The sequence below is a fragment of the Streptococcus mitis genome (genome assembly GCF_000960025.1).
Classification (GTDB): domain Bacteria; phylum Bacillota; class Bacilli; order Lactobacillales; family Streptococcaceae; genus Streptococcus; species Streptococcus mitis_DH.
The window spans coordinates 347811-374382 of the sequence record NZ_JYGQ01000004.1; the positions used below are offsets into that span (position 1 = coordinate 347811).

Sequence of the window (26572 nt, forward strand, 5' to 3'; positions counted from 1 at the left end):
TATTCCTCGATTATCTAAAAAAGAGTCGCATGATGTCATTCCAGGTCACAGCAATCATCAAGACAACCATGATGACCACTCCGGCCAAGGTGACATAGGTTTCAATTTCTTGTTTCAATGGTTTGCGGCGGATAGCTTCTAGGATATTGAGCAAAATCTTACCACCATCCAGAGCTGGAATCGGAATCAGATTAAAAATCCCAATATTGATAGAAATCATTGCCAAGAAGTACAAGACATTCTCAATTCCATTTTTAGCAGCATCACTACTTGCCTTAAAGATGGCAACAGGACCACCTAGCTTGTTCAAATCCGGTTGGAAAATCAGATTTTTCAGGGCTGAGAGAATTCGGAGAGCTGAGTCAGCAGCAGTTGTAAAACCACCTACAAACATGGATAGAAAATCTGACTTAATCCCCGGTTGAACACCTAGAAGGTAACGACCTTGATTTTCTTCTGGGGTAACCGTTACTTGTTTGTCACTACCATTTTCAGAAATAGTCACATCCAAGGTCGGGGCCGTCTTATCTTTGGTTTCTGATTCCACAGCCTGAATCAAACTTTCCCAGTTGCTAATCTCATGTGAGCCGATCTTGGTAATCTGAGCTGTTTCTGGCACTCCCACCTTAGCCAAGGCCCCTTGAGGCATGACATGGAACTGATTGGTATCAACATCTCTGACGCCACCCTGCATGAAGATTAAAATCCAAAAAACAACGACACCTAAGATAAAGTTGTTCATAGGACCTGCAAAGTTGGTAATCAGTTTCCCCCAGATAGTCGCATTTTGATATTGCACATCTAAAGGTGCAATCCGAACCTCAGTTCCATCTGCTTCCACAACCGTTGCATCGTGATCTACTGCAAATGTTTTTTCTTCTTCCAGAACCAAGCCCTTGATAAAGAGCTTGTCTTCAAAGTCAAACTGGGTCACCTGCATAGGAAGAGCTGTCTGATCCAATTTTTTACCTGAGAGATTGATGCGTTTAACCTTACCATCATCAGTAAGGGTCAAACTGACAGGAGTTCCTGTCTTAATTTCAGTTGTATCATCACCCCAACCGGCCATGCGAACATAGCCACCCAGAGGCAAGATTCGAATGGTATAGGCCGTCCCATCCTTGCCAATATGAGCAAAGATCTTAGGTCCCATGCCAATGGCAAATTCACGCACTAGAATCCCTGATTTCTTGGCAAAGTAGAAGTGTCCGAACTCGTGCACCACTACAATAATCCCAAAAACCAGAATAAAGGTTAAAATTCCGAGCATAGTATTTCCTCCGTCTTTTGATTAAAAGAGCCCAAATAGGTGCATGATTGGAAATACAAGCAACATACTATCGAAGCGATCCAAAACACCACCATGTCCAGGGATAAATTTCCCAGAATCCTTAACACCAAAGTGACGCTTAATCGAACTTTCTAGTAAGTCACCAAATTGTCCAGCAATGCTAAAGAAAATAGCAAAGACTGACATCTTGTAAATTCCATACGGAAGAGCAACTGTACTGTCAAACATCATAAAGATGATGGTTACTAAAATAGCACCTAAAATACCACCCAAGGCACCCTCAAAGGTTTTATTTGGAGAAACTGTCGGAGCCAGTTTCCGTTTCCCAAAGTTCATCCCAGCAAGATAGGCACCACTGTCTGTCGCCCAGACGATACACAAGGCCAATAGAGCCTTATCTAAACCTGCAACGCGAGCATCTAGTAAAGCATTAAATCCAAAGCCTACGTAGAAACTCATAGCAAGCGGGAAAACAGCATCCTCAATCGTATAAGACTTGCTAAAAACAGTCGTTCCTAACATGATTGAAATCAAAACACTATAGGCAACCACATTCCCATCAACTGGTAAAAAAGTCAGATAATTCTCCAAGGGAATGGTCAAAGCAAAGGTTGCAAAGAGGGTTAAGAGGCCCTCCATCGTCATGGTCTCTAGACCTCTCATCTTCAAAAGTTCATGCATGGCTAGCATGGCTATGATTCCAATTGCTATCTGAAGCAAGAGTCCCCCAATCATTAAAATTGGTAGGAAAATAGCCAGGGCAATCCCTGCAAACAAGGTTCTTTTCTGTAAATCCTGTGTCATATTTCCTCCTAAACTCCTCCAAATCGGCGATGACGACGATTGTAGGCAAGAATGGCTTCCTGTAAGGCCGCCTCGTCAAAATCAGGCCACAAGGTATCCGTAAAATAGAGCTCACTGTAGGCTCCCTGCCATAGAAGGAAATTGCTCAAACGCAATTCTCCACTAGTACGGATAATCAAGTCTGGATCTCGTAAGTCCTTAGGTAAATGCTGGGTAAAAAGATAATTACCAATCAATTCCTCTGTGATGTCGCCTGGGTTGATTTTGGCATCTAACACATCCTGGGAAATCAATTTAAGAGCTTGTGTAATCTCAGCACGTCCACCATAGTTGAGGGCAAAATTAAGAATCAAACCGGTGTTGTTCTTAGTCAATTCCTCAGCCTTAGTCAGAGCTTCAAAGGTTTGCTTAGGTAGGCGGTCCGTTTCCCCAATCATTTGAATCTTAACATTATTGGCATGCAATTCCGGGACATAATTGTCATAAAACTCTACTGGCAAGTTCATGATAAACTTGACTTCCTGATCTGGACGGGTCCAATTTTCCGTAGAAAAAGCATAGACCGTAATCACCTTAACGCCTAGTTTGTTGGCTGCCTTGGTCACAGTTTGCAATGCTTCCATGCCCGCCTTATGTCCGAAGACTCGCGGTTGCATACGTTTCTTAGCCCAACGACCATTCCCATCCATGATGATGCCGATATGAGCAGGAACCTGTGTCGGAACCTCTACTTCCACAGCCTTATCTTTCTTAAAAAATCCAAACATGATCTTATTCCTATTCAAAAATCTATCGTTTCATTATACCATATTTCCCTATTTTCTTCTATCACTAAGCTATTTATACTCTTCGAAAATCAAATTCAAACCACGTCAGCTTCACCTTGCCGTACTCAAGTACAGCCTGCGGCTAGCTTCCTAGTTTGCTCTTTGATTTTCATTGAGTATTATTCTCAGGCACCAAGCCCATTTTTCAAAAAAATAAGCCGCCTGATTGGGCGACTCTATTTTTTATAGGGAGATTATTATGAAAAAGTTTTAGGAGTTTAAGTTAAGGTCTTCTTAACTTATGGACTTAGTATACACTTCCTAGCTTAAAGTTTCCTTAAGTATTTTTAAAAATCAAATTTTTCCATTTCTCCTGCCAATTTTTCTTGGATAGACGTGTTCGATAAAGTTCCATTCTGTCTTGATTCTCTAAAAAATGAGGAGTTGGACGAACTTGAAAATTCAAAATATCCTCCAAACCATAAGGTGCATAGAGTTCAAAATCGAATTCTTCATTCAAGCGCAGTCCAACAGCCGTACATCGTTCTGGATACTTACTCATAGCATCACGAGAACTGGTATAGGGAGAAGTGTGAGGACTGTGCTGGTGCATATAGACCTGATTTTTCAACTCCCACTGGTACTGAGGAAAGTCCTCTCGCAGTTTTTTCTCTAGGGACAAGGTTTCCTCGTAAGAAATATCTGGATCAAAGAAAATTACATCTACATCTGTTTCACAGTCAAAAGGGGATTTGTCTGACAAGAGATTCCAGATAAAATTTCTGACAGAACCTGCTGCCAACCAGGAATCTGTCAACTCCAAGTTTCGGATGACAGTCAGAATAGCCATCATATCCGGATTTTCTCTAAAATCCTCTAGAATTTCTTGCTCATTTTTCACTATATTCATAACCTAAGTGCTCATATGCCTTAGCAGTCGCCACCCGTCCAGACCGCGTCCGCATGATAAAACCTTTTTGAATCAAGTAAGGCTCATACATATCTTCAACTGTCTCACGTTCTTCTGCTATGTTAACAGAAAGAGTTCCTAGACCAACAGGACCACCACCGTACATCTCAATCATGGTGCGAAGGATTTTCTGGTCCACATAGTCCAGACCTTCATGGTCAACATCCAGCATAGTCAAAGCCTTATCAGTAATAAGATCATCGATAACCCCATTCCCCATTATCTGGGCAAAATCGCGCACGCGCTTGAGGAGACGATTGGCAATACGAGGGGTTCCTCGACTACGCAAGGCCAGCTCGGATGCTGCCTCATGAGTGATTTCCATCTCAAAAATATCTGCCGTCCGCTCAACAATTTCTGTCAAGTCAGCATGGGCATAATACTCCATATGCCCTGTAATCCCAAAACGTGCCCGTAGCGGATTTGAGAGCATACCAGCTCGAGTCGTCGCACCAATCAAGGTAAAAGGTGGTAACTCCAAATGAACACTACGACTCCCCTCACCAGCCCCAATCATAATATCTATGTAGAAGTCCTCCATGGCACTATAAAGCACCTCTTCCACCGACATGGGCAAGCGATGAATCTCGTCAATAAAGAGGACATCCCCAGGCTCTAAGTCATTCAAAATCGCTACCAGATCACCAGCTTTTTCGATAACAGGACCCGACGTCTGCTTGAGATTAACTCCCAGTTCATTAGCAATAACAAAGGCCATGGTCGTCTTCCCCAAACCTGGAGGCCCAAATAAGAGCACATGATCCAGCGCTTCATCCCGCATTTTAGCGGCTTCAATAAAGATTTGAAGCTGATCCTTAACCTTATCCTGCCCAATATATTCACGTAAATACTGAGGACGGAGCGTGCGTTCTACTAACTCCTCGTCCCCCATAATCTCATTGTCTAAAATTCTACTCATGGCTCTATTATATCAAAAATCCAAGCTACAAACAAAAAAGCCACCTGATTGGGTGACTCCCGAGTTTGGCACTTATGTGACATAATATTGTTCGACACTGCTACACCGCCTACGAAAGGAGGTGAGATAGCCCATGATGGAACTAATCCTTAAAACTATCATCGGACCAATTGTGGTTGGTGTCGTTCTTCACTTAGTCGATAAATGGCTAAACAAGGATAAATAGTGTCAAAAAAGACCCCAAGCTTAATGTGGAAGTTAGCTTGGGGTCTTTTCTAGTCCATGGTATAGAACTAATCCTTAATTCCTCTCCATTATCCCACAGTTCACAAATTTTGTCAAAGATTTATATCCTCATCCATTCAGCTTCTCCAACTTTAGAATCTGTCCAATGAATTTTACAAGATTAAGCGAAAGTTATCGGAAAACTATTTTTAGAATAGTCCCCAAAAGCCTGAAATAGAACCAAAAAACTCCACCTGATTGGGTGGAGTTAAGGGAGATTATTATGAAAAAGGTAAAATTATTTCCTATTAAATAAGCAAAAACGGAGGGTGTCCCCTCCAACTTCACGACCTCTGGACAAGGTCTATTTTTTTGAAAAAAAGTAAAAAACTTTATCAAAACGCTTGACTTTCTCGGTGTACCGTGATATAATATAATCAAGATAAGGAAAGGAGGTGAGGAAGTTGAACAAAGAAGATTGGCTTAGGTTACTTGAAAAGGCGATAGATAATATCCCTGAAACGGTAACTGCTATAGCAAGTCTAGTGACCGCAATAACGGTCGCAAGGCAAAACAAAAAGCGTAAACCCAAGTTCCGGCAAAAGAAAAGGTAAACGCTAAGAGGTAGGGGCGAAAGCCCCTTACACCTCTATTTTATCAAATGAAAAGAGGAAAAGCAATGGTTAGTGCAATAGCTATTTTTATAATCGCCATCAATGTATATATCTATCTAAAAAATAAAAAGGACAAATAGGATGAGGAAAGTTATTCAAGAATTATTAGACAGTTCTATGTCTACATCTGCTATTTCGCAAGGCGCTGGAGTTCCATGGACTACTGTTTCTGATCTCAGAAAAGGAAAAACAAGCATGGACAAAATGGCACTTCTAACAGCGGAAAAACTTTATGAATTTGCTATAACTGACAAGCAGTGATTTCGGTCACTGTTTTTATTATTGCAAAATAAAAAACCGCAAGCCTAAGCCTGCGGTTAGTGTAATCTATTTTGAAATCTTTCTATTTCGTAGTAATCAAGCCTTCTGGCTCAACTGTGAACTCTGGTTTATCCGCCATTGTTCCATCTGCTTTAATGTAGTACCAGCCTTTTTTATCAGCTGATTGGACAAATGAGTTAGATACCATGTTGCCGTTCTTATGATCAAGATAGTACCAAGTCAGCTTATGCTTAATCCAACCAGTGACCATCTTCCCTTCTTCATCGAAGTAATACCAAGCATTATTGATACGAGCCCAGCCAGTTGCCATAGACCCTGAATCCGTGAACCAGTACCAAGCGTCCTTGTAGTTCAACCAGGTACTACGCTTCATGAAGCCTTTATCGTCGAAATAGTACCAAGCGTCGTTGATTTTCTCCCATTTTTCAGTTGGGTAAGAGCCGTCTTCACGAACCCACCACCAACCATACTGGTTTTGTTGCCAGCCAGTTTCGACTTCTTCGGGCGGTACGATATACCCAACGATTTCATCGACAGAACGCTCATTGTAGCGACAAGGGCCACCTACTTCAAGGTAGTCCCAGTTTCCATCGATGTTCTGCTCAATCGTCTTGATGGTATAGCCGTCTGAGTCCTCATAGACAAGGCCAGTATGTCCGTAATTGACACCGTCGCCAGCTACGTATGATTTCACGAAGAACCAACCAGCCTTTGGATAGTCAGCGTCATACACGACTTTCAAGCCTTGTGAACGTGCTGATTCGAGCAAGTCATAAGCGTTGCCCCAAAGGGTCACACCATACCAATGACGAAGACCGTAACAAGGTACGTCAGCGCACTGGAAGCCATAAGCTCCATCATTGTCCACTCCGTCGCCTGCGTTGGCCTTGTCAATGAAAAATTGAATCATTTCCTGTTTTTTAGACATACTTATTCCTCACTTGGTTTCTCATAGTCTAGCGCTCGTGTGCTGTCTGTTATTCCGCTTGTTGTTGGGTCATTGACCAAACCGATAGCAGTCAAGAACACGAATACCGCATTGACAAGCAGAATCAGCTTGTTGCCGATATCACCCAAATCCAGATGATATCCAAAGACTGCTGCACCAGCTTGCAAGACAAGCAAGAAGGCTGGAACGGCAGTCAGCCAAAAGAATTTATTTTGTAATCGTAGTTTCCAGTTAATCATATTATTTTCCTCTCTAATCATATTCTAAGAATGGACGCATCTTGTCCAAAATGACCGGATACATCTTCTTATTTCCTTCTGCGGTAGGATGTAGACCGTCTCCAATGAAACGATTTCTGACACTCTCTAAGACAGGATTTAAACCTGACTCATTATGCAGATCAACGCAAGGGATAGCGTACATTTCAGATACTTCTTTAACAGCTCTGACATAATCTGGCAAAGTGTTCCCTCTGCTGTTTGGAGTTGTCTGAGCATTTACCCACGTTGTTCCATTGCCTCTGAAATATCGTTTTAGAGGTGTCATAGTCATCACTTTCGCATTTGGACGATTGACAGCAAGCCATTCAAGAATATATTTGTATGCTCCATAGAACGAACTCGTTCCGGTGTCAGTAATATTTCCTAAGATCGCATTATTTCCCCAATCGTTCGTACCTCCGAAGATGACCACAACATCCGAATCAGTTGGTATTGTATCAAGTCTGTTGACAAACGGCTTCAATCTATCTGTCACATAACTTGAAGTACAGACGGATGTTCCGCCAATCCCCAAATTCGTGACAATGCTATTAATGCCGTTGCTTTTGCACCAGTTATCAATGTAGCGGTGCCATTGCCAACCTCCTGCGTTTACTCCCTCGGTAATTGAATCACCCAAACAAGCGATTTTTTTGGTCTTTGTCGTTTTACTAAAAGTATTGAGATAGTAATTACCAGCGTTGTTGTCGTAATAGCCAAGCAATACATCATTAGTCGTGTTAACCTCACCTCCAAAAATTCGTTTTTGAGCCTTGTTAAACACGATAAATCCTGCGCTGCCATTGATAGAAACCTCTTGAGCCTCACACCAATAATTGGACTTCCCAACTTTTACATTACATTTTGGAAAAGATAACTTCTTTAAGCTCTTGTTGTATACGATATTTCCGTTAGGGATATAGATGACTGTATTGCTATAAGTAGCTATCTCTTCAGTACCCAGACCACCACTTCCTGAGCTTGGGCGACTCTCTAACGTTAAAATCCTTTGTTTTAATTCATTATCGTTATAAGGAATCGGAAAGTTTCTTGTTCCGATTCCTTGAACAGAGATATTAGTTCCGTTAACAGCGGTTACTTTCCAAAAACCTTGGTTAGTACTAGTTGCCCCACTCCAGTAGTCTTCAATGATATCTCCGACTTTGACTCCCTCAGGGTTCATTAAATCATTGGCAGTAATCGTTGCAGTTGCACCAACACCACCGCCAGGGATATCTCCCTTAGCAATACGATATGTGCTATTGTCTGGACGCTCTTCCAAAACAGTCAATCGTTGTTTGATTATAGCGTCATCATAAGGTGTAGGCAATTCCGATTTCTTAGCATACTCCGCAAGCGATTGATGTTCTGTTAGATAGTTTCGTTCTGCTAACTCGTTACGTGTAATAACGTCACGTTTTAGTAAATCAAAATCGATCTTATCTAGTTTCGTGACTACTTCTGCTTTGGTCGCTAAATGAGAAATATTCTGATGTTCTGTCAGATAATGCTTCTCTTCAAGTTCTTCATGCGTGACAATCTGAGAATAGTCAATCTCGGTTGCTTCATGCATTTCTTCCTTGGTTGCGTAACGTATTTTGATATCCTTGATATCCTTACCAATTTCAGTTGCTAGATTTTCAAGGTTAGTCATAGGCTTCACGCTTTCGCTGCATTATACGTTGCAACCAGGTCAACATTGGCAATCTGGTCTACACGTCCGCTAACTTCGGTTACTTTGCCGAGAAGAGCACCATTTTCGTCTTGCCCCATATTTGTGATTTTGTCCGCAATTTCTTTCAGCGTATCAAGATTCTCAGGCGTTCCTTCACCCAAGATTTCAGCCTTAACTTCTGATTTAGCTTGAGTGACTGCCTGAGAGATAGCTTGAGTCATTGCTGAAGTGCTAACCTTGGTTTTTAATTCTTCGTTAACTCGTTTGTTATCTTCTCCCAATGTACGGGCAAATTCTGTTAATTTTGTAGTATTTTCCATTGTATTTATACCTTTCCAAGATTGTAAAAGAAGAGTAGATCTGGAAATTCCGGACATACTCCACCATCTGTTACTGTTTTTTCTGAAAGTTGTTTCTCAACTTCCTTTGCTATATCCAGCTCTTTTAAAGCGTGGACTTCTTCTGTGACCAATTCCTTATCTGAAGCCACTATCTTGATGTGGGTTTCTTTGTCACTTGGGAAAATATATCCGCCAGCGCTAATCTCTAAGCGGTATTTCCCAATTGGCAAGATAGTATCCAGATTAAAATTCACGCTTGAGTTTGTGACAGTCACCCTCTTCTTCCACTGGTACTTGCCCATGGTCAGACTAACGACCGCCACCTCCCCTTCCAGAGAGGGGGCAGCTCGATAATCTTCGTCTAAAAGGACAAATCCAAAGGTAGAAGCCACATCACCCTGCTTGATGAGGTAACCACCATCAACTTGAGCAAGATTGGTCGTATTGAGATTACAGACCATTCTGCGCCCCTTTCTTAAGTTTTGCTTTGAATCAGCGTTTTCAACTCTCTGACGTCCTCGCCTAAAGACTTAACCTGTTCTGCAAGTACTAAGATAGCCTTGTTTTGTTCATCGTGGTTATCTAGTCGTTTATTGGCAGACATCTTGAATTCGTGCAGATTCTCGATGTCTTTCTCTAAAACCGTGAGACGATTCTCTTGTTTGGTCGCTCGGTCTTTCATTGAGAAATAAAGCCCGACAACAGGAATTAAAGAGAGGAAGATTTGTACAATTAAACGTTCAAATTCTGCCATAAATCACCTCTACTGTACAATTGTTGCTTTTGGTGCGTTAAACTTCCAAGTTGCTAGAACACCATTTTGGTAAGGTGTCCCTTCAAGTTGAGCAAGGGTTTCTCCTTGATAAGTGAATGACTGATTTGTTTGAATCAAGATACGTTTACCTTCTCCATTAATTTCAGCGTGACTTGGGTCTTCAACCGCAAAGATTGCACCAGGTTCGTAAACTTTACCGACTTCAGCCAGTGGGAAGAGTTCGACCATCTCTTTGTAGGTCGTACCATAAGATACTTTTTCACCCATAATTGAATCTTGAGCCATCACTCGTACCACCTTAGTAATGCGATTCGCAAGTGCTTCAAGGTCGTTTTGCTTCGCTTCTGCCTGGCTCAATTTCTCTTGGGTTTGTTCAAGATTTGTTTGAGCTTGAGCTACTTTCTGCTCAGCTTGTTCCAATTTAGCCAAAGTCTGCTCTAGTTTAGCTTGAGCAGTAACGATGGCATTTGTCGGATCAAGTTCTGTTCTAATAAAATCTAAAACGGCTTGAATCAAAACATCTTCATTATCATTCGTGCGATTGCCTGGCAATTCAACACGCTCATAACTGTAGCGTCCAGGTTCTTCTTTCTCAATCGTTACGATTGTGACATTCTTTTCCCCTTTTAAAGTTGGGCTTCCTGTTAATTTGTAAGTCATTCGTTAGTTCCTTTCATTTTAGCTTGTGTTTCTTCAAATAGTTCTTTGAGTGCTGGGTCATATTCCAGCACGGCTTTAAATGCCTGCAATTCAGCCAAAGCCAGCGTATAGCGTGCCTCTAAATGCGCACGATTCAATTCGCCTTCAGCCAAGCGGTTGACGAGCGACTCAGCGACGAGCTTGTCGATTGTGTGATTATCCATGTATGTTCTCCTTCTAGCTAATTCCTAAATGGCTTTCAATTCTGTTCAAGCGTTTCTTGATTGCATCTATATCTGTATGTTTCCGGAAAGCGACTGATTCAAGTTCACTCCACCAAACAACCTTATTGACACCTCCAGCCGGGTTATAGCCATTACCGAAGATATTGCTATTTCCCATGTTGATGTTACCTGCAAATACGGGAGACTGAGTGAATTTAACTGTTCCGTAAAAATTCGTATTGCTCTCGCCTGTGAAGTTGGTTTCGGCAGAAAAATGCACATCGTTCTTACAATACATTTGTCCATCTGTGTCCACATGCCACGCTCTAGGCCCTGCTTGGTTCCAGTTGTTGCCCCAATTCGCCCAGAAAGCTGTTTGGGTTCCATAACCTTCTCCGTTACCCATTCCAACTGCGAATTTATTCACGCCAGAAATCCAGCGACCGCCACCTTGGTCAAATTGTCCAAGCGTGAAGCCACCGATTTTACCTTGATAGGCTTCAAGGAATGTTGAACTAGATACGACAGATTCAATCTTAGTCGCAAAGATTTCCTTAGATGTCAGCTTGTCAATCAAGGCATCTCTAGCGGTCAGATTCTTGATTAAGGCATCATCTACGCTGATTTTATCGCCTGTGATGGCACCAGTTTGGATATGGTCAGCAGTAACGGAGCCAGCTGCTAACTTCCCAGCAGTGACCGCACCGTCCACGATCATGTCGGATTTTACTCTGACTTTCGGAGCGATGATGTCCACACCTTTCGGACTTGTGGAAATGGTAGAAGCTAACTGCTCGCCTGTTAAGGTAGTAGAGCCGATAGTCACACCTTCAGGCGTGACTTGTACTCTAGCACTGTTAGCAGCATCTCGCACTTCCTGCCTAATTTCTTTAGCGGTCTGAGCAATGGCACTCTTGACATTCTTGTCAAAGAACTGGGTCAGCGCTCCTTGATTATTCTGCTGGATTTTGCCCCAGAGAGTACTGTTTGGGTCTCTCAGTTCCAGCTCTATTGAACGCATATCCTTGAAGAGACCAGATAGAGTACGTTGCGTGACAGTTGGTTCTACAAAGCTAGTTGGGAAATCCCCCTGTTCTAGCTGGATATCCGTCAGCACTGTATCTCCCACACACCCCATGTGATGAAGCTTCAGCAGTTCATCTCGTGTCCGTGGCTGAAACACCTTATAATACCGCCCATTATGCTCAAGAGCAGGCGAACGAACGTTTTGAATGGTAATGTCCATGTGTTACTTCCTTTTTTTATAAAAATAGATATCCTTTTGATAAATTCGATCTACTTCGTCCCGATCAGCAGTACTTTTAAATGTGAGAAGAAAATCATATACCCAAGTATTCCACGTTTCGATAACAAGAAGATAGAAGTTCTGGACATCATACATCTTCCCGTTTACTTTAACTTTCGTTGCTTCATAATTTATATTGCTTGGTTTTGGTTTACCGTACTCTCTCTGTACAGTAATTGTCCTTTTAATAGCAAGTTCTCCATCTCTTTCCCAATCCGTGTAATTTTCGAAATGAGCGACTTGAATCAATTTTTGCCAAACAAGCCTTGTCCCTATATATCTCTCGGTGATTTCCTTGCCACCCACATAAATTCCTTCTCGTGCCATACTACCTCCTACTCATAGACGTCGTAAATTGTGTTGCTATCTTTAATCACAATAGAATCATAGAGATATTTCGGTCCAGCCCAATATTTAAGAGGTTGTAACCCATTCTGATTGAGAATATTTTGACCAGGCGCTCCATCTGCTCCTCTAGCTCCGTCCGCACCTCTGGGACCTGCTGGCCCCGTTGCGCCTGTTGGGCCTGCTGGTCCTCGCAAGCTATTTCGTTGGGTCTGAGTCAACGTGTCAAATGTAGGACGATTCTCCAGAGCTGAAATCCTTTGTTTTAATTCACCATCGTTGTAATTGGTAGGCAGTATTCTCTCACCAATACCTTGAACAGAGATATTAGTTCCGCTAACAGCAGTTACCTTCCAAAAACCTTGGTTCGTACCAGTAGTACCACTCCAGTAGTCTTCAATGATATCTCCGACCTTGATACTGTCAGGGTTCATGAGTGCATCTGGTGTTATTGTCCTATTAACCCCAACACCGCCTCCGGAAATATCCCCTTTAGCAATTCGATATACTGGGGTTTCAGACTTTTTCGCATACTCTGCCAAAGCACGCTCTGCTGCGGAACCTTCAAATCGTACAACTCCGTCCGCTCCTTTTGGCCCTACTGGTCCTGTTTCTCCACGGTCACCTTTAGGACCAGTCAGATATTGCAATGCTGAAAATCGGTCACGGCCATTTCCGACCTTGACCTTACCTGTATCACTTTCTATCCCTAACTCTCCATCGAGCAAGACCAGGGGGCTACTCGCCCAGTCTCGTGCTGACATGCGCTTGTGCTGTACCCTTACTGGGATTGTTTCCGTCATGTTCTACCTCCGTCAAAAATAAAAGTTGGACTCTCGTTCCAACTTCCCTCATATCTAGCATTTTGTCCGTCCGCAACCGTCTTGTAGACTGGCGCTAGTTCAATCCGTCTTGTCTGATTGTCAATCGTCACAGACTGCTCTACATTCTGATACCAGTCCCCTGAGAATGTCAGACGATAGGCACCGTAGTAGACCGCCAAGACCTGCTCCTCTTTCTGAACAAGGTCTTTCTCAATCGCTGGCATTACCGTATTAGCAGGCGCTAAATGAACGTGGCCACCATAAAACGGATTCTTATTGACTACCACAGTCACATCTGTCTTACCGTACGGCGTGCAGGTTGCTGACCAGCTGATGACGTAAGTCTTACCAAGTTCAAAGCCCTCTCCGTTGTGTCCAACCTCCACGAAATCCGTTCCATAACTGATTTTCTTGGCCGTGCCACCATTCAAACGGTTCTTGTTGTACTGAGTATTCCCGTCTCCACCTATCAGGCTTGCGTTGACTCTTGCAGTTTCACTGACCTGTTCCAGTTTCTTGCTCAGTTCAGCGATTGAGTCAGCGCCACTCATCAACTCTTCACGGATTAGCTTCACTAACTCAGGACGCTCTTTCTCCATTTTTTCATGAATCTTAGCGCCCATTTCTTCGGCCTTAGCCTTGTACTGCTCTATGGCATCCGTAATATCTTTCTCACGCTTGGCAAATCCAGCATCAAAAGCACGGTCGGCGTTGGCAATCGCACGCTCCAGCATAATGTCAAATTTTGTTTCTTGCTTGTCCAAGATTGCGTTTGCTACTGCTGATACTCCACCACCATTCCCTCCTGATTTCACTTTATCATCAAAGGTAATGGTTAGATAAGCTCCCTGTCCATTGTTTGCCAAACAGTCATACTCATAGGCAATGGCTTTCTTGTAAACGTCCACATTATGCTTATAGCTTTTCAGGTTAACTGTATCGCCCATGTGGACAGTTTGCCCATCAAGTTCATAGGCTTCAATCTTAATCGCATCTGTAGCCTTATCTATGTGTTCGTTAGTAAATTTAGCGCTAGCCCACTTTGTCAGTTCCTCAACAGTCTGAATGTTGTTATTGCTATAACTTCTTTCATTGATATAAGGATAAGCACCAATTAAGGGACTATCAACCGTTATAGCAATCGTTGTATCTTCCTTGGCACCCTCTGCCTTAAATGTAGACTTGGCGTGAATCCGAGTAACAACATTTTGTGAGTTTTTGGTTCGTTGATAGGATTTTAGGTTTTTGTGGGTAGAGATGATAACACCTCTGTCCTCTCCTCGATTTCGCTTAATTGAGATAGCGAAATTGTCCCGAACCATCTCTCCTTCCCATGTTCCTACAATTGAGTGAGCGCCATCCATTAACACGCTGTAGAGCGTCTCTACTTCTTTGGTGTTGATGGTTCTCCTGTCCGTGATATCACTGGTAAATGAAAAATCATTGATAGGAGACTTAGCGACTTGTACCAATTGAGAAAGAGCCTGCCAGCAACTTTGCTTGTTGACAGACAGAGGATTGATAGACCGCTGCATGACGTCGTCAGTGATGTGGTAAGCAGTGATTTCTAAATGATCATCGTTCTCTACTGGCTTCTTGATACGGAACAACTGAGGGCCAATCACAGGAGCTGGTGCTTTAATCAACATATCTTCACGGAAAAGTTGATAAATCTCAGAGTCGGTGATAGGATAGCGGACAGTAAGGGTAAAATCCCCGTTCATTTGCTCTTTTATGATTGCTGAAGTCGCTTCATGCAGTGGAATACCGTTCCATTTAACGTTACGAGTATCACTTTCAAGCAAATATAACATTACGCCCACCCCCATACGGTTTCAATCGTCATGGAACTAATGCCAGCACCTAAGACAATCCCAACATCTTGCTTCTTAATTGGGTCAATCGTGATAAAATCCCCTGTCCACTTAATTCTGGAACCTGTTCCGTCCAAGAAACTCGGATTGTTAGGGTTATTTACCATAATGGCTCTTCCAGACAGTCTTTCTAAGCGAATGACCTGCCTATCCACTGTAAAACTAACTTCAGTCGTACTCTGGCCAGTTATAGTAATTGTCGGAAAAGCCAAAGCAGAGCCCTTGGTTCTTAAAGTGCCACTTCTTGAGAAGGTCTGATTGTCCGTAGCTTTAAAAAATTTTGTAGGATGACACTCAAATGTTACTTTGAGCGCATAATATCCTGCGCGATTTCTAGTAGTCTCGGAAATTTTTACCTTGTAACACCACATCTTAGTGGTTTTGACACGTTCACTTTCAAGCCAAAAGTTTTCCCTGGCAAAGAGAGCCAAGAAACGGTTCAAGTCCTCTTCCTTTGGCTTTACTAAGTGAAGCGTGTAGGATTTCTCAACCATCCCTCTATGATGATTGGTTTGTAGGATGGCTCCACTGATTCCATCATGCTCCCATAGTTTTGTCTTGCTGTTGGCAATCACGATGGATGGCGCTTCTTCTACAATCACATCAAAAGGAAAAGAGGAGGTTGCTACACCATCAATCACCAATTCATTATGTTTGATCATGCGATTCCTCCTCTAAGTTGTGTTTTCCGTTGCAGTTCATCCGCAATCTTTTGAGCGACAACGTCAGCAATGCGATTGATATCCATCTCTTCACTGATGTTGTTTCCGCTAATGCTGACATTGATAACAGGAGACAGACCTCCCATTGTTTGAGCAATTCCACGACCGATAGCTCCCAAGGTGCGTTCGTTTAGTGGTAAGACAGCCTCGTTCCCAGCCTCTCCACCAACCATAAGGCTATTTCCGTTTGAACCGAAAACAGTCGGCTTGGTCAAGATACCACCCTTGGCATACCACTCTACGCCAATACTTGGCAACCCGTTACTCAACCAGTCAACTGGGTTAAGAGAGCCTGTGATACTAAAGTGTGGTAGAGGGATGTGAGGCCATCTAAATTCAAAGTTAAAGAATCCCTTAATAGCTTCAATTGCACTGCCAACTAAATCCTTAGCCCCGTTAATAGCATTGCCGATTGTATCTTTAATGCCGTTCCAAATGCTACTTGCGGTTGATTGAATACTATTCCAGATATTGCTAATCGTATCTCTTATACCGTTAAAGACACTCGAGACCGAACTTGAAATACCATCAAATATTCCTGAAAGAGTGGACTTGATACCATTCCAAACAGTTGATGCAACCGTTGAGATAGTGTTCCAGATGTTAGACAATAGCTGCGCTATGCCATTAAAGATAGTCCCAATGACACTTGCAATCCCATTCCAGATTGTTTCTCCAACACTCTTGATGGTTTCCCAAGCGCCCGACCAGTCACCAGTAATGATCTGCATCACTGCCTTGATAATACCCAAAACAACGTTAATAGCTGTCTCAACTACAGTTTTAATCACTTCCCAAACTGTAGAGGTGATAATCTGAATATTATTCCACTCTCCCTCTATAAGAGGACCTATAACAGTCATAACAGCGCTAATGATAGCGGAAATGCCATTCCAGACAGCATCCGTAATTGAACGGATTAGTTCTTGGTTTTCAGTCCACCAAGTTACAACCGTTCCAAAAATACTCATGATGAAATTTGAAATTTCACCTACAACAGTATTGATGACAGATGAAATAGCCTCCCACACAGCTGTTACAGCGTTGCGGAATCCTTCATTCGTTTCCCATAAGTATTTTAAAATGACAACGACCGCTGCCACTGCGGCCGCTATTGCAGCTGCTGTCCCAATGATTGGTAGAGCGGCAGTTATCATAGCGCCTATAGACGTTGTAAATATAGCTTGCAGGGATAAGAATATCGGCGCTAAAAATCCTACAGCGGTAACCACACCTCCTATCATTACTATGAATTCTTTAATCGGACCAGGCAAAGTACCAAACCAATCTGCCACACCTTTTATAATGTCTCCTAAAGCTTGAAAAACAGGAATCAACATTTCCAAAAGAGGTTGACCTAATGCAGCCAAGGCATTAGTTCCAGATTGTTTTAGATTCCCCATGACGTTTTCTAAGCCGTCAGATTCTCTTGCAGCTTGACCAAGTGCCCCAGAAAGTTCATTCCCGTCTTCAACCATTTGAAGCAAAGTTAATTGCTTTTGCGCTTCGCTCAAATCCTTGAATGACTTGCCGTACAGTTTATTTGCTGCCGCATTACGAGTTGTTTCTGTTGCAGATATCCCCAAAGCCGCATCGTTGGCAAAATTTCCTTTAAGAAATGATTGAAGGCTCTCAGTAACACTTTCAATAGATTTGTCGTAAAAAGCAGCACCATCTGCCGCTGCCTTAGTTGCCCTAGTAGATAAATCTAAGGCTTGAGCTGTATCTAGACCAGATGTTTTTGCAAAGGAGGCCATTTGGGTGAAACTTCCTTGTAATCGTTCTGGTACAATAGACATTTCTTTCCCAATATTATTAAGAGCCTCTCTAGCTTGACCTTCCATATCCCCAAAAACTGTACTAAATTGGGCATTACTTGCTTGCATTGAAGCAGCGGCTTCAATAGCTTCTTTCCCAACGTCAACAAGTTTTTCTGAAATATCACCCAATTTCTCACTAAACTGTTGGAGTAGTTCAGCTCTTGCAGCTTTAGCTATCTCACCCAAGCTTTCTTGTGCGCTATCTGCTACAGACTTAGTCCCCTTCATCTCATTGTTGAGATTGTTAAAAGCGGTCTTAGCTTGATTCAGCTCTGCTTCCATCTTGTTAGCTTCGGCTGAGTTTTCACCATATTCTTTTTTAGTGATTTCTAACTGCTTTTCAAGGTTTTCAATTTGGCGAGCGACAATTTCAGATTGTGCGCCAATCTTCTTTTCAGCCAATGCCAACTTGTCAGCTTCACTAGCGTTGGCACCCATCTGACTTTCCTGCAGTTTAAACGAACTAACTACTTTTTCAGATTCGCTGGCAAGTAGTTTTTGCTCATTCTGCAATTCTTTCAGTTGAGTTTGGTTATTCTTGGTTGCATTCCCGTTGCCTTCAAGAGCTTGATTGACGCTAGCTAGTTTTCCCTCATATCCTTTTAGGACATTTTGAGTCACTTCTACTTCACGCTGGAAAGCACGATACTGATCTGCGCCAATATCTCCTTTTTTGAACTGCTCCTCAACTTGAGATTGAGCTTGTCTTAAGGTTTCTAGTTTTTCCCGAGTGGTTCCAACTTGCTTCTGTAAGACTTCTTGCTTTTGGGTTAGTAAGGTAACATTCCCAGTATCAAATTTAAGAGCATTATCAATTTGTTTCAATTCTTTCGTTGCGTTAGCAGACTCTTGATTGACACCTTTTAACGCTTTCTGCAAGGGCTGGGTATCGCCATCGATTTCAATTTTTATCCCTTTGATATTTCCTGCCATGTTTCCTCCTTTCCTTAAAAAATAAGGAGCACTGAGAGGTTTTCTATGACCAGAACACTAGCCAACTAAAGGAACTTGTCCTCACAATCGCTCTCTCAGCACTCACTTTTTCTCTAAAATGCATCAAAATCAGCTTGGGTAGCCTTCCGACTACCCGTTTTATTTTCGCTACGCAAATTGACATAATCTGTCTGATAATCTAAAGCCATTCCAATAGAAATGTGCTTGAGATCATCGATAGATAAGCCAGTTTCCTTGCAACAAGATAGATAGGATTCTACCGTGAAGGCTTCTTCGCTTGCTGTTTCTGATGTGTCTGTTTCTTTTTTGTTTGCAGTACCGTATTCAACATTTCCATCATTAGCGGACAGACTTCGTCAAGAGGAAACTCTTCCATATCCATAAAGAAATCATCAAACGGTTTAATTTTAGGATTGCCAGATTTAGCAAATACCCAAAATAGACGATAGAAAAAGGTAATGTCAAAATCTTCTAAAAGAGATAGATCGACGCTTTCTGCTACCAAATCATTACCTTTTTCTAATTGAGCTACCAATTGCTTATTTTTCAAAAGTCCTAAAAGGTCCTTGAAAAAATCCTGCCCAAACTCATTCTTGTAAGCGATTGGAGTATAGGCATTTGTTGCAAGCTCATAACGCTTATTGCTGATTTTAATACTTCGACGCATTCTTTACTCCTTACCCTAGAGATGTTGGCTCATAAACGCTAGTAAACCAAGCGTCATACACTTCTTTCTTGTCTGCTGACGTAATCGAACGTTTCACTACGCTATCAAGCGGACGTGGTGAAGCTTTGAAGCTAAGTTCACGCTCGTTGACAGTTGTTCCGCTCTTGGTAGCAGAGCCGTTCGATGGACGACTAGCAGAGCAGTAGTAGAGAACGTAGCGAGTCTTGTTCTGATCTCCTGAAAATTCAAACATAATAGCAAACGGTTTAGTTGAAGCATCTCCTTTTTCAGTTAATACTCCTGTTTGATCATCCTTGAGTTCTCCTAGGATTTTTGTCGCAAACTCTTCTGTGATATGCGGTACTTTCAATTTCCCTTCATATCCTTCGTTTGAGTTCATGAAGTGGTAGTCCACATCGTCGGCTGGAATTGCTTTCGATTCTCCTTTTGGTTCTAGCTCCAAGTTCATAGCTCCAGGGAAACGGAAAATTTTCCCGTAGCTAATGACATTTGTGTCCCCACTAATGGTTTCGATTGGTGCGATATGCACGTTTTTCAATCCAAAGGTTACTTTATTTTCTGTTTTTGTCATCTTCTTCTCCTTTAGTACAAATAAACAGTATAAGGCTTGACAGATAGCCTTTCTGTTGGGATATAGCTTTCTTCTGACACCTCAAAAACAAGTTGATGTTTAGACAACAACTCTTCCAAGGTCTCTTCCAAATCTTCGTCTTTACGTTCAAAGATAAGCTCTACAGTCACAGATTTAATCTGGTATTTCTGTTCGTCATCTGCTCTCTTGATATCTGGATGTGATTCAAAGTAGATAAGGTAAGGTGTTTGTGGAACGTGTCCAGTTTCAAACGCACGATAGGCTATAGGTAGATTTGCTTGACTTAGAATATCGACAAGGTCAGATAATTTCATTTTTGAATAGCCTCCTTCACTTTCCGTTCAAAGGAATTGATTAGCTTTTCTTCTACAGGTTGGATATGAGGGATAGCACGACTGCGACCACCATTCCTTAAAACATGGCCATTTTCAAGTAGGTGTGTCAATTGATAGCCTGTAGCATTATGGATTACGTATGAGCCTTTGGCGTTTTTCTTGAGGCGCCATCCTCTCCCATACTTCCCTTTATTCTTTGGACTTGTCGTCTTCAAAGCCGCAACAGCTTCATCACCTAACTCTTGTGCAATAGTGTCAATCTCGTCTTCCAACTCACTAGAATACTCACTCAGTGCTTTAGCAATTTCTGCTGACAAGTCGCCTGTGACACTCATGGCAATTCCTCCATCAAAGTCAGCTCCAGAATTTCTAAACCAATCGGAAATGTTTTGAGAATACGATACCGTTTCCCATTAAATTCCGCTTCTTCCTCGTTGTTATACTCAAAGCTATGAATATCAAGGATAAGGCTTGGTCTAAGTCCAACCTGGCTAGCCTGATAAAATTCAGAACGAGTTATGGAACGCTTACGACACAAAATAGTCAACCGCTTTTCCTCAAATAGAGGTTGGTGCAATTTATCTAATCCTGTTTTAACCCTTGAGATCAATGTAATCTCATTGTTCCATGCCATCTTCTTACCTCAATTTCAAATTATGCAACCGCCATAAAAGGTGGCGTGGCATATCCACCCCACCCTCATAGCGAAAGGCTGCAAAATCGACTACAAACATTTGGTGTTCAGCGTTTTCTGATTCAAGCGAAACTCCCAAATTATCTTCCAGTTCAGTTATGACAGCTTCGATGATTTTATTCAAAGGCTTATCACGTAGATTTGTTGCTATACCCAATTTTAGTTTTAGTAATTCTAGTAATTGAGCATTGTCCATAACTACTCCTCATCTTCCTCTTCAGGTTCTCGAGGTTCTGTTTCTCCTTCGGAAATATCGACATCATCGATTTTAGTCAAGAAGATAGATCCTGCACTATTTGACCCATCTAACAACTCTTGAATGAAGGTCTTGGTGCTCTTATATCCTGTTCGGGGATAAATATCCCCGATTTGATATTCATATTGTTGAGGGTCTCTCAAATCCTTAAAAGGACGGATTACTTGATAAGCCATTAGCTCCCTCCTTACCCTGCAGCGTCAGTGTAAGTTCCGAAGAACCCAGCTTCTTCATCTACTTTCTTAATATCCAAACGGATGAAAAGCCCAAGCAATTGTCCGTAGATGTCATTGTTCACCCATTTAACGGATACTTGAGCACGGTCAAACTTTTTGACGAACTCAGTGACATCACCGATGAAGAATTTCATATCTCCTTCATCTCCAAACACTGTATCATCAACTTTGTAGATTGTTTTCCCACCAAATGAATAGCCAGTAGGTGAAGCTACATCGGTTTGAAGCATGTAGCGCCCATCTTTGTCCTTTACCTTGTCAAGTGCGGCAAACATTGACTTGGTTACAACGATGCTTGCTTTGTAAATTGATTTAAGCTTCTTATTGTAGATGTCTTTAATACCATCAAATCCAGCCGCATCTGCTTGGGTAGCTTTTTTGAGGACAGCTGCAACTAATGACAACTCCGTGTTTTCACCTTGATTAAACACTTCGTCTTCAACAATGGACATGATGTCATAGTCAGCGTCGTCAATCATTTCTTGTGACACAGGGACATATCCACGGTAAGTCTTGATTGAATAATCAATCTCGCTGATTGCTGGTTTTCCAAGTTCTGGATTTGATTTCAATTCCTCTGTTGAAACCATTACACCATCCGTTTTCTTGATAAGTGGATATTTACCAGATCCACTGTTGACTTTCACACCTTCCACAAGATCCAAAAGTGGATTACGTGTTTTATTGACAAAATGAGGTTTCAAAACTTCAGTAGGAATCAGAGCTGCGCTTCCTGAATCAGTAGTTTTCAAACCTACGATGTCACGAGTTTGACCAGTACGAATGTATTTAGCGATTGCGTCACGTTGTTCCAATTTCTGTCCTCCACGCTTTTCTTTACTTGGATAAGTTGGTGCTTTACGATTTTGCTCCTCGATTTGTTTTTCCAACTCGTCAATTTCTTTTTCCAACTGTGCTTTTTCAGCTTCTTTTTCTTCAATTTCCTTTTGAAGATCATCCACAGTCTTTTCAACTGCTGAAACTTCTTCATCGGTTTCAGCACGATCTAACTTCTCTAATTCAACAACCGAACGTTTGTTTAATTCTTCAATAGTTTCTTCCAGCTCAACTACCTTAGTTGCTTTTGCTCGCATGCGAGCACCAAAGATTAATGCCTTGTTCATAGCTTAAATTTCTCCTTAATTTCTTTCTTGCGCTTGTCTAGCGCTTCACGATTCGCACGGCTCTGACTTTCAAAGTCTTTTTGTCGTGCAGCGATTTCCGTTTGTGGATAGGCTGGGAAAGTACATGGACTCACTTCAAAGATTTCTAGTTCTAAGACAGTGTCCAGATACGAACCGTCTTCACGTTCCTCTGTTTCGATTTTTATCGGGATAAAGCCAAAGCTACATCCGATAACATCTCCACGCTTGACACGGGCATAGGCTCCAACCGCTTGAGGATCATCCTTGTTAATGATGATATCCCCGAAAAGACCAACATCATCAACACCAAGCGTCAAAGTGCCGTTGCCTGTTCGACCGAGAACAAGACTATCATCATGGTTAAATAAAGCTCTGATATCAGCGTCTTTGATAGCTTTCTCAACTCCAGCACGCTTGATAACTTCACGGTAGCCTGGCCACAATTCCGTCTCCTCGTCAAACTTGATAAAGTAGCCACTCAAAATCAAATCACCAGAGTCTTCTTCTCTCGTTTGAAATTGAGTGGCACGATAACTATTCCGTTTCTGCATTCTCTTCCTCACCTCCTTTCAATTTATTTTGGTCTCCTATCTTCTCTTGAGGGATATAATTCTCAAGGACAATCAACTCTTCCATCTCAGGATCAGGAGCCATACCAAGCCAATCTCTCCACTCATTACGACGCATCGCAGTACTGTTTGTCATTTGTTGAGCAACAGCAGACAACTCTGTAATGTTGTAAGAGAAGAGTGAGCGAGGATTTAGCTTGAAGTAACGATTACTAGACAAAAGTAAGTCTCTGGTTAGTGTTTGAGTAATAGTGGTAGCGATACTCATGACAGTAGTATTTACAAAGTTGTTATACTCTGTCTTGTTGAACTCTCCCACACCCAAAATAAAAGCAGGTACTCCTAATAGACCTGCAACTGTTCTTTTATCTAATTCGACAGACTCATTTAGAGCGATATCCGTTAGACTAAGCGGTTTTACCTGCTGGATGTCCAGCAATGCCTCTGGAACAATCCATGGAGCGCCAACCCTGCTAGTACTTAAATACTTCTCAGCGATACGCTCACGCCCTTGCTCCGAGTCTAGTTCAGCACTTGACGAATCTACTTTAACGATAAGACTAGGAATGTTCTTACCGTTCATGAAGCTTTTTTTAGTCTTGGTAGCCATGTTCAAACTTTGAACCACATCTGTCAACGTAACCCTAAAACCAGTACCAATGTATGGAATATCTGGATCTGGATTGATGACGAAGTGGACTACTTCGTCAGGGGAATACTCTTCACCCCTAAATGAGATTACATAGGAATCCTTATCTGTTTGGAACGAAACCTCTCTCATCGGAAATGGTCTTAGATTAGAAATATAATCCGTGACAGGCTCATATTCCACATGTAGAACAGAATTCCCGTCGCCATATAAAAGCAAATCACGCACAATCTTGAAAATCCATGACTTCCTTGTCATGTGTTCACACGGATTGATGTCAATCTTTCTAGCAAGCCCATCACGGATTCTGATATCACCTTTATCTGTATTCTCCATCAGGTGGATAGTCATATTAGAGACCAAATCAGCAATCTTATTAACTGCTGTCACCACGTCTGGATTTCTGGCCAAAGGTACATACGAATCCATCAGGTTTGACAACCCTAAATCTGAATGACTCAGCATATTGATTGGCTTACTTGGCTTGTTTCGTTTCCAAATCTTTTCAAAAATACCCATGTTTCCTCACCTCCTTTCTCTCTAATCAAAGAATCTCATCACATCGCCACCCTTGCCAAGGTTAGCAAGAGCCTGTATACAAGCAAAGACGCTGGCATCAAACAAGTCAATTCTTGCAGTACCACCGTCACCGTCTAATTTTTCATATTGCACAGCATCATCCACCTTTTCAATCGCTCTAACATTGCTCACACAGTATTCATAGGCGTCAGAATGAAGATAGTAAAATTCCTTGTTCTTGACTTTGAACTCAATCCGCCTGAATCCTTCAGATTTCAGATAGAACAATTGAGGTTGGTCAATCATCTTGAACTTAGCCTTTTTCATCTTGGCTAAAAACTCACGACCAAACTTCCTATCCATTCCCACAGCTTGGATTTTAAATCCACGCTCACGCATGCTGATGAACCATTTGACGATATCATCATAGAGAACCGTTGGAGTGTTGCTCATCGTCAGCCAGCCATCAGATTGCCAGCCAAAAAGTGGAATCCCATCATCGTTAGCCTTCTTTTGAGCATTAATCCGAGGAAAGAAAGCATGTGTGATACAGATATCAACATCTTTCTCACCATCATTATATACACCGTAGAGAGCAGCTGCCGTTAAGTCATGTAATCTTGATAAGTCCGCACCACCATACCAGCGAATCGGCAAGCGTGCCAGCTCTTCTAAACTCCAATCGTAACAACTGTCCGACGCTATGAATTCATCAGGATTGAAATAAGCATTCATAGAGTTTGTGAAGACATTCAAAGTCTTGTTGAAAAACTCATTTCTTGTCTGTGGATCGTTCATAGCCTGTTCGGCTTCTTCTCTCAGAGCCTTGAGCGACACCGTCACTCCCCACGAAGGGTTGGCTTTCTTAAGCACATTCTCGTCCAGGTAATCGCCCACGTCTCCATCAGTCGTCTGGTCAGCTTTGCAGATAAACATGAACAAGGAATCATCCTTGACCAACTGCTTAAGGACCTTTTGACAATATTTCAGACGGTTAGCAAGGAATCCAGTAGGAATATCACCAGCCGTAGAGATAACAAAAAGCATACTGTTTCGGTATGCTGACATTGTTTTCTTCATAAGACCATATTTCTTACTGTTCCTCATTGTATGAGCTTCATCCAAGATGATAACATTCCCGTTCAAAGAGTCCAAACGGCTTTCATCATTGGCCAGTGCCTGGATAAAGAAAGAACCCTCGATACCAAAATTAGCCGTGATTGAGTGTTCCTGGTTGTTATCCTTGATACGAATGTTCTTGTCATTCCATCGCTCCACATTAAACTTCAAGAATCCAAAAGCTTCCATCGCTTGCTTAACAGAGTTTGCCACGATGTAGCATTTTGAACCGCTGTCTGTGTCTAATATCTGATAAGCAAGTGCGATTGCAGCAGTAAATGAGGTTTTCCCATTCTTCCGAGCAAGCATGATAAGCGCTTCTTTGAACCTGCGCTCATTTGTACCCTTGTAGTAAAATCCAAACAGGTTCACAACTACAAAATGTTGCCACGGTTGCAAGAGCAATGGCTTATTACGGATAGACACCGCAAACATATCATCACCCTGCTGATGGACTATCGTGTTTTCGATGAAGTGAACAACGAAATCAACGATATCCTCATCCATTTCAAACTCAGGATTTTCAAGATCGCGCAAGAAACGTTCAGCTACAAGAATGTTCTCCTCGCAATGTTCCTCTCTGTGAGAAATGACGTGCCGAGCATAATCTTTCGCTTTATCAAGATTACCCATTGCCAGTCACTCGCTTCTTCTTGATTTCGTTCTTGAACTTCAGGACCTCAGTAAGCACTGACTCACCCTCTTGTTCTACTACCTCACCAAGAGACTTAGGATTCATCATCAACTGATTAGAGTAGCTGAGGATGTCTTTCCTCAAAATTTCCATCGCTGTCAAGATTGGAACTTTGCGCTCATTTTCAGCACCAGCTTTATTGACGTAGGTGTCTGTTACTGGATAACCCATGTCAGCATAATCTTGAGCAAGTTTCTGATACTGATAGAGCATTCCTGCAAAAATATCAATAATCATCTCAAATTCTTTTCGATAAGTGCCTAAGTCTTTCATCTGCTTGACCACTTTTGACTTAATCGACTTTGCTGTAATTGGTTTAGCCAAAAACTACCTCCTTCCGTCAAAATCGCTTAGTTTTTATCCCCTTTTTCTCTGGAGGCCCCCGACTTGGAAAAAGTTCCCTTCACCGGTTCCCAGAGGCTTCGAAAAAATTTTT

33 protein-coding genes and 2 pseudogenes are annotated in these 26572 nt (G+C 42.1%); 3 read left to right on the top strand and 32 right to left on the bottom strand.

The window, feature by feature from the left end; all coding sequences use genetic code 11:
- Positions 1–10: 10 nt before the first annotated feature.
- The 5 genes from rseP to ruvB form a co-directional block, all read right to left on the bottom strand.
- On the bottom strand, positions 11–1270 hold the full coding sequence (gene rseP, locus TZ91_RS08455) for an RIP metalloprotease RseP (protein WP_033686270.1): 1260 nt from the start codon (positions 1268–1270) through the stop codon (positions 11–13).
- A gap of 21 nt (positions 1271–1291) precedes the next feature.
- Positions 1292–2095, bottom strand: coding sequence for a phosphatidate cytidylyltransferase (locus tag TZ91_RS08460; RefSeq protein ID WP_033686268.1), 804 nt, complete (start codon positions 2093–2095; stop codon positions 1292–1294).
- 8 nt (positions 2096–2103) lie between these two features.
- Positions 2104–2862, bottom strand: coding sequence for an isoprenyl transferase (locus tag TZ91_RS08465; protein WP_033686266.1), 759 nt, complete (start codon positions 2860–2862; stop codon positions 2104–2106).
- 337 nt (positions 2863–3199) lie between these two features.
- Positions 3200–3772, bottom strand: a complete 573-nt coding sequence (locus TZ91_RS08470) for a nucleotidyltransferase family protein (protein ID WP_033686265.1) — start codon at positions 3770–3772, stop codon at positions 3200–3202.
- Complete coding sequence (gene ruvB / locus TZ91_RS08475; protein WP_004239104.1) at positions 3753–4751, bottom strand: Holliday junction branch migration DNA helicase RuvB; 999 nt, start codon at positions 4749–4751, stop codon at positions 3753–3755. Before ruvB ends, TZ91_RS08470 begins: the two co-directional genes overlap by 20 nt.
- A 133-nt stretch (positions 4752–4884) precedes the next feature.
- Between ruvB and TZ91_RS08480 the strand changes: the two genes are divergently transcribed.
- The 3 genes from TZ91_RS08480 to TZ91_RS08485 all read left to right on the top strand — a co-directional run bounded on the left by TZ91_RS08480 (position 4885) and on the right by TZ91_RS08485 (position 5911).
- Entirely contained in the window at positions 4885–4977 is a 93-nt protein-coding gene (locus tag TZ91_RS08480) for a type I toxin-antitoxin system Fst family toxin (RefSeq protein WP_033686264.1), read from the top strand.
- 463 nt (positions 4978–5440) lie between these two features.
- On the top strand, positions 5441–5590 hold the full coding sequence (locus TZ91_RS10555) for a hypothetical protein (RefSeq protein ID WP_001030862.1): 150 nt from the start codon (positions 5441–5443) through the stop codon (positions 5588–5590).
- 141 nt (positions 5591–5731) lie between these two features.
- A complete protein-coding gene (locus TZ91_RS08485; RefSeq protein ID WP_033686262.1) occupies positions 5732–5911 on the top strand; it encodes a hypothetical protein in 180 nt (59 codons plus the stop codon).
- Positions 5912–5993: 82 nt separating this feature from the next.
- Here the strand turns inward: TZ91_RS08485 and TZ91_RS10805 are convergent, their stop codons facing one another.
- The 27 genes and pseudogenes from TZ91_RS10805 to TZ91_RS08615 all read right to left on the bottom strand — a co-directional run bounded on the left by TZ91_RS10805 (position 5994) and on the right by TZ91_RS08615 (position 26460).
- Complete coding sequence (locus TZ91_RS10805) at positions 5994–6860, bottom strand: N-acetylmuramoyl-L-alanine amidase family protein (protein ID WP_033686260.1); 867 nt, start codon at positions 6858–6860, stop codon at positions 5994–5996.
- Between the two features lie 2 nt (positions 6861–6862).
- Positions 6863–7120, bottom strand: a complete 258-nt coding sequence (locus TZ91_RS08495; protein WP_033686259.1) for a phage holin — start codon at positions 7118–7120, stop codon at positions 6863–6865.
- Between the two features lie 13 nt (positions 7121–7133).
- Positions 7134–8795 (bottom strand): SGNH/GDSL hydrolase family protein, encoded by a 1662-nt coding sequence (locus TZ91_RS08500; protein ID WP_033686258.1) that lies wholly within the window; start codon positions 8793–8795, stop codon positions 7134–7136.
- Between the two features lie 5 nt (positions 8796–8800).
- On the bottom strand, positions 8801–9136 hold the full coding sequence (locus TZ91_RS08505; protein ID WP_033686257.1) for a hypothetical protein: 336 nt from the start codon (positions 9134–9136) through the stop codon (positions 8801–8803).
- 5 nt (positions 9137–9141) lie between these two features.
- On the bottom strand, positions 9142–9618 hold the full coding sequence (locus tag TZ91_RS08510) for a hypothetical protein (protein ID WP_033686255.1): 477 nt from the start codon (positions 9616–9618) through the stop codon (positions 9142–9144).
- 14 nt (positions 9619–9632) lie between these two features.
- Positions 9633–9911 (bottom strand): DUF7365 family protein, encoded by a 279-nt coding sequence (locus tag TZ91_RS08515; RefSeq protein WP_033686253.1) that lies wholly within the window; start codon positions 9909–9911, stop codon positions 9633–9635.
- 9 nt (positions 9912–9920) lie between these two features.
- Positions 9921–10592, bottom strand: coding sequence for a hypothetical protein (locus TZ91_RS08520; protein ID WP_033686252.1), 672 nt, complete (start codon positions 10590–10592; stop codon positions 9921–9923).
- Positions 10589–10795 (bottom strand): hypothetical protein, encoded by a 207-nt coding sequence (locus TZ91_RS08525; RefSeq protein WP_033686250.1) that lies wholly within the window; start codon positions 10793–10795, stop codon positions 10589–10591. The genes TZ91_RS08520 and TZ91_RS08525 overlap by 4 nt, the downstream gene beginning before the upstream one ends.
- A 94-nt stretch (positions 10796–10889) precedes the next feature.
- Positions 10890–11525: pseudogene (locus TZ91_RS10700) on the bottom strand (hypothetical protein); the annotation flags it as partial.
- 138 nt (positions 11526–11663) lie between these two features.
- A pseudogene (locus TZ91_RS10705) lies at positions 11664–12041 on the bottom strand (gp58-like family protein); the annotation flags it as partial.
- Positions 12042–12044: 3 nt separating this feature from the next.
- Positions 12045–12428 carry a hypothetical protein gene (locus tag TZ91_RS08535; RefSeq protein WP_033686249.1) on the bottom strand — a complete coding sequence of 128 codons (384 nt, stop codon included), beginning with the start codon at positions 12426–12428 and terminating at the stop codon, positions 12045–12047.
- 8 nt (positions 12429–12436) lie between these two features.
- Positions 12437–13249, bottom strand: a complete 813-nt coding sequence (locus tag TZ91_RS10810) for a hyaluronate lyase N-terminal domain-containing protein (protein WP_033686247.1) — start codon at positions 13247–13249, stop codon at positions 12437–12439.
- Positions 13246–15084, bottom strand: a complete 1839-nt coding sequence (locus tag TZ91_RS08545; RefSeq protein WP_050492399.1) for a phage tail spike protein — start codon at positions 15082–15084, stop codon at positions 13246–13248. Before TZ91_RS08545 ends, TZ91_RS10810 begins: the two co-directional genes overlap by 4 nt.
- Positions 15084–15806, bottom strand: coding sequence for a phage tail protein (locus tag TZ91_RS08550; RefSeq protein ID WP_033686245.1), 723 nt, complete (start codon positions 15804–15806; stop codon positions 15084–15086). The genes TZ91_RS08545 and TZ91_RS08550 overlap by 1 nt, the downstream gene beginning before the upstream one ends.
- Positions 15803–18619 carry a TMP repeat protein gene (locus tag TZ91_RS08555; RefSeq protein ID WP_033686244.1) on the bottom strand — a complete coding sequence of 939 codons (2817 nt, stop codon included), beginning with the start codon at positions 18617–18619 and terminating at the stop codon, positions 15803–15805. The genes TZ91_RS08550 and TZ91_RS08555 overlap by 4 nt, the downstream gene beginning before the upstream one ends.
- 277 nt (positions 18620–18896) lie before the next feature.
- Positions 18897–19307 carry a hypothetical protein gene (locus tag TZ91_RS08560; protein WP_033686242.1) on the bottom strand — a complete coding sequence of 137 codons (411 nt, stop codon included), beginning with the start codon at positions 19305–19307 and terminating at the stop codon, positions 18897–18899.
- A gap of 10 nt (positions 19308–19317) precedes the next feature.
- Positions 19318–19899: a major tail protein gene (locus tag TZ91_RS08565; RefSeq protein ID WP_033686241.1), complete on the bottom strand. Its 582-nt coding sequence runs from the start codon at positions 19897–19899 to the stop codon at positions 19318–19320.
- A gap of 11 nt (positions 19900–19910) precedes the next feature.
- Complete coding sequence (locus tag TZ91_RS08570; RefSeq protein WP_033686239.1) at positions 19911–20234, bottom strand: hypothetical protein; 324 nt, start codon at positions 20232–20234, stop codon at positions 19911–19913.
- Positions 20231–20590: an HK97 gp10 family phage protein gene (locus tag TZ91_RS08575; RefSeq protein WP_033686237.1), complete on the bottom strand. Its 360-nt coding sequence runs from the start codon at positions 20588–20590 to the stop codon at positions 20231–20233. The genes TZ91_RS08570 and TZ91_RS08575 overlap by 4 nt, the downstream gene beginning before the upstream one ends.
- Positions 20587–20889 carry a phage head closure protein gene (locus TZ91_RS08580; protein ID WP_033686235.1) on the bottom strand — a complete coding sequence of 101 codons (303 nt, stop codon included), beginning with the start codon at positions 20887–20889 and terminating at the stop codon, positions 20587–20589. Before TZ91_RS08580 ends, TZ91_RS08575 begins: the two co-directional genes overlap by 4 nt.
- Before the next feature lie 4 nt (positions 20890–20893).
- A complete protein-coding gene (locus tag TZ91_RS08585) occupies positions 20894–21145 on the bottom strand; it encodes a phage head-tail connector protein (RefSeq protein WP_033686234.1) in 252 nt (83 codons plus the stop codon).
- Positions 21146–21147: 2 nt separating this feature from the next.
- Complete coding sequence (locus TZ91_RS08590; RefSeq protein WP_033686233.1) at positions 21148–21381, bottom strand: hypothetical protein; 234 nt, start codon at positions 21379–21381, stop codon at positions 21148–21150.
- Between the two features lie 11 nt (positions 21382–21392).
- Entirely contained in the window at positions 21393–22565 is a 1173-nt protein-coding gene (locus TZ91_RS08595) for a phage major capsid protein (RefSeq protein WP_033686232.1), read from the bottom strand.
- Positions 22562–23137 carry an HK97 family phage prohead protease gene (locus TZ91_RS08600; RefSeq protein WP_033686231.1) on the bottom strand — a complete coding sequence of 192 codons (576 nt, stop codon included), beginning with the start codon at positions 23135–23137 and terminating at the stop codon, positions 22562–22564. The genes TZ91_RS08595 and TZ91_RS08600 overlap by 4 nt, the downstream gene beginning before the upstream one ends.
- On the bottom strand, positions 23121–24323 hold the full coding sequence (locus TZ91_RS08605) for a phage portal protein (protein WP_033686230.1): 1203 nt from the start codon (positions 24321–24323) through the stop codon (positions 23121–23123). Before TZ91_RS08605 ends, TZ91_RS08600 begins: the two co-directional genes overlap by 17 nt.
- A 21-nt stretch (positions 24324–24344) precedes the next feature.
- Complete coding sequence (locus tag TZ91_RS08610) at positions 24345–26075, bottom strand: terminase large subunit (protein ID WP_033686228.1); 1731 nt, start codon at positions 26073–26075, stop codon at positions 24345–24347.
- The gene (locus TZ91_RS08615; RefSeq protein ID WP_001118282.1) at positions 26068–26460 is read right to left on the bottom strand and encodes a P27 family phage terminase small subunit; all 393 of its coding nucleotides are present in this window, start codon (positions 26458–26460) and stop codon (positions 26068–26070) included. Before TZ91_RS08615 ends, TZ91_RS08610 begins: the two co-directional genes overlap by 8 nt.
- Positions 26461–26572: the final 112 nt, after the last annotated feature.

Bases quoted from the DNA above. Each gene is read 5' to 3' on its own strand.
- TZ91_RS08605 (WP_033686230.1), bottom strand. From the start codon at position 24,323: ATGGGTATTTTTGAAAAGATTTGGAAACGAAACAAGCCAAGTAAGCCA.
- rseP (WP_033686270.1), bottom strand. From the start codon at position 1,270: ATGCTCGGAATTTTAACCTTTATTCTGGTTTTTGGGATTATTGTAGTG.
- TZ91_RS08590 (WP_033686233.1), bottom strand. From the start codon at position 21,381: ATGGCTTATCAAGTAATCCGTCCTTTTAAGGATTTGAGAGACCCTCAA.
- TZ91_RS08555 (WP_033686244.1), bottom strand. From the start codon at position 18,619: ATGGCAGGAAATATCAAAGGGATAAAAATTGAAATCGATGGCGATACC.
- TZ91_RS08575 (WP_033686237.1), bottom strand. From the start codon at position 20,590: ATGAGTGTCACAGGCGACTTGTCAGCAGAAATTGCTAAAGCACTGAGT.
- TZ91_RS08515 (WP_033686253.1), bottom strand. From the start codon at position 9,911: ATGGCAGAATTTGAACGTTTAATTGTACAAATCTTCCTCTCTTTAATT.
- TZ91_RS08500 (WP_033686258.1), bottom strand. From the start codon at position 8,795: ATGACTAACCTTGAAAATCTAGCAACTGAAATTGGTAAGGATATCAAG.
- TZ91_RS08495 (WP_033686259.1), bottom strand. From the start codon at position 7,120: ATGATTAACTGGAAACTACGATTACAAAATAAATTCTTTTGGCTGACT.
- TZ91_RS08535 (WP_033686249.1), bottom strand. From the start codon at position 12,428: ATGGCACGAGAAGGAATTTATGTGGGTGGCAAGGAAATCACCGAGAGA.
- TZ91_RS10805 (WP_033686260.1), bottom strand. From the start codon at position 6,860: ATGTCTAAAAAACAGGAAATGATTCAATTTTTCATTGACAAGGCCAAC.
- TZ91_RS08585 (WP_033686234.1), bottom strand. From the start codon at position 21,145: ATGGACAATGCTCAATTACTAGAATTACTAAAACTAAAATTGGGTATA.
- TZ91_RS08600 (WP_033686231.1), bottom strand. From the start codon at position 23,137: ATGCAGAAACGGAATAGTTATCGTGCCACTCAATTTCAAACGAGAGAA.
- TZ91_RS08470 (WP_033686265.1), bottom strand. From the start codon at position 3,772: ATGAATATAGTGAAAAATGAGCAAGAAATTCTAGAGGATTTTAGAGAA.
- TZ91_RS08510 (WP_033686255.1), bottom strand. From the start codon at position 9,618: ATGGTCTGTAATCTCAATACGACCAATCTTGCTCAAGTTGATGGTGGT.
- TZ91_RS08565 (WP_033686241.1), bottom strand. From the start codon at position 19,899: ATGACAAAAACAGAAAATAAAGTAACCTTTGGATTGAAAAACGTGCAT.
- TZ91_RS08580 (WP_033686235.1), bottom strand. From the start codon at position 20,889: ATGGCATGGAACAATGAGATTACATTGATCTCAAGGGTTAAAACAGGA.
- TZ91_RS08595 (WP_033686232.1), bottom strand. From the start codon at position 22,565: ATGAACAAGGCATTAATCTTTGGTGCTCGCATGCGAGCAAAAGCAACT.
- TZ91_RS08480 (WP_033686264.1), top strand. From the start codon at position 4,885: ATGATGGAACTAATCCTTAAAACTATCATCGGACCAATTGTGGTTGGT.
- TZ91_RS08560 (WP_033686242.1), bottom strand. From the start codon at position 19,307: ATGCGTCGAAGTATTAAAATCAGCAATAAGCGTTATGAGCTTGCAACA.
- TZ91_RS08525 (WP_033686250.1), bottom strand. From the start codon at position 10,795: ATGGATAATCACACAATCGACAAGCTCGTCGCTGAGTCGCTCGTCAAC.
- TZ91_RS08545 (WP_050492399.1), bottom strand. From the start codon at position 15,084: ATGTTATATTTGCTTGAAAGTGATACTCGTAACGTTAAATGGAACGGT.
- TZ91_RS08550 (WP_033686245.1), bottom strand. From the start codon at position 15,806: ATGATCAAACATAATGAATTGGTGATTGATGGTGTAGCAACCTCCTCT.
- TZ91_RS08570 (WP_033686239.1), bottom strand. From the start codon at position 20,234: ATGAAATTATCTGACCTTGTCGATATTCTAAGTCAAGCAAATCTACCT.
- ruvB (WP_004239104.1), bottom strand. From the start codon at position 4,751: ATGAGTAGAATTTTAGACAATGAGATTATGGGGGACGAGGAGTTAGTA.
- TZ91_RS08465 (WP_033686266.1), bottom strand. From the start codon at position 2,862: ATGTTTGGATTTTTTAAGAAAGATAAGGCTGTGGAAGTAGAGGTTCCG.
- TZ91_RS08485 (WP_033686262.1), top strand. From the start codon at position 5,732: ATGAGGAAAGTTATTCAAGAATTATTAGACAGTTCTATGTCTACATCT.
- TZ91_RS08505 (WP_033686257.1), bottom strand. From the start codon at position 9,136: ATGGAAAATACTACAAAATTAACAGAATTTGCCCGTACATTGGGAGAA.
- TZ91_RS08520 (WP_033686252.1), bottom strand. From the start codon at position 10,592: ATGACTTACAAATTAACAGGAAGCCCAACTTTAAAAGGGGAAAAGAAT.
- TZ91_RS08460 (WP_033686268.1), bottom strand. From the start codon at position 2,095: ATGACACAGGATTTACAGAAAAGAACCTTGTTTGCAGGGATTGCCCTG.
- TZ91_RS10810 (WP_033686247.1), bottom strand. From the start codon at position 13,249: ATGACGGAAACAATCCCAGTAAGGGTACAGCACAAGCGCATGTCAGCA.
- TZ91_RS08610 (WP_033686228.1), bottom strand. From the start codon at position 26,075: ATGGGTAATCTTGATAAAGCGAAAGATTATGCTCGGCACGTCATTTCT.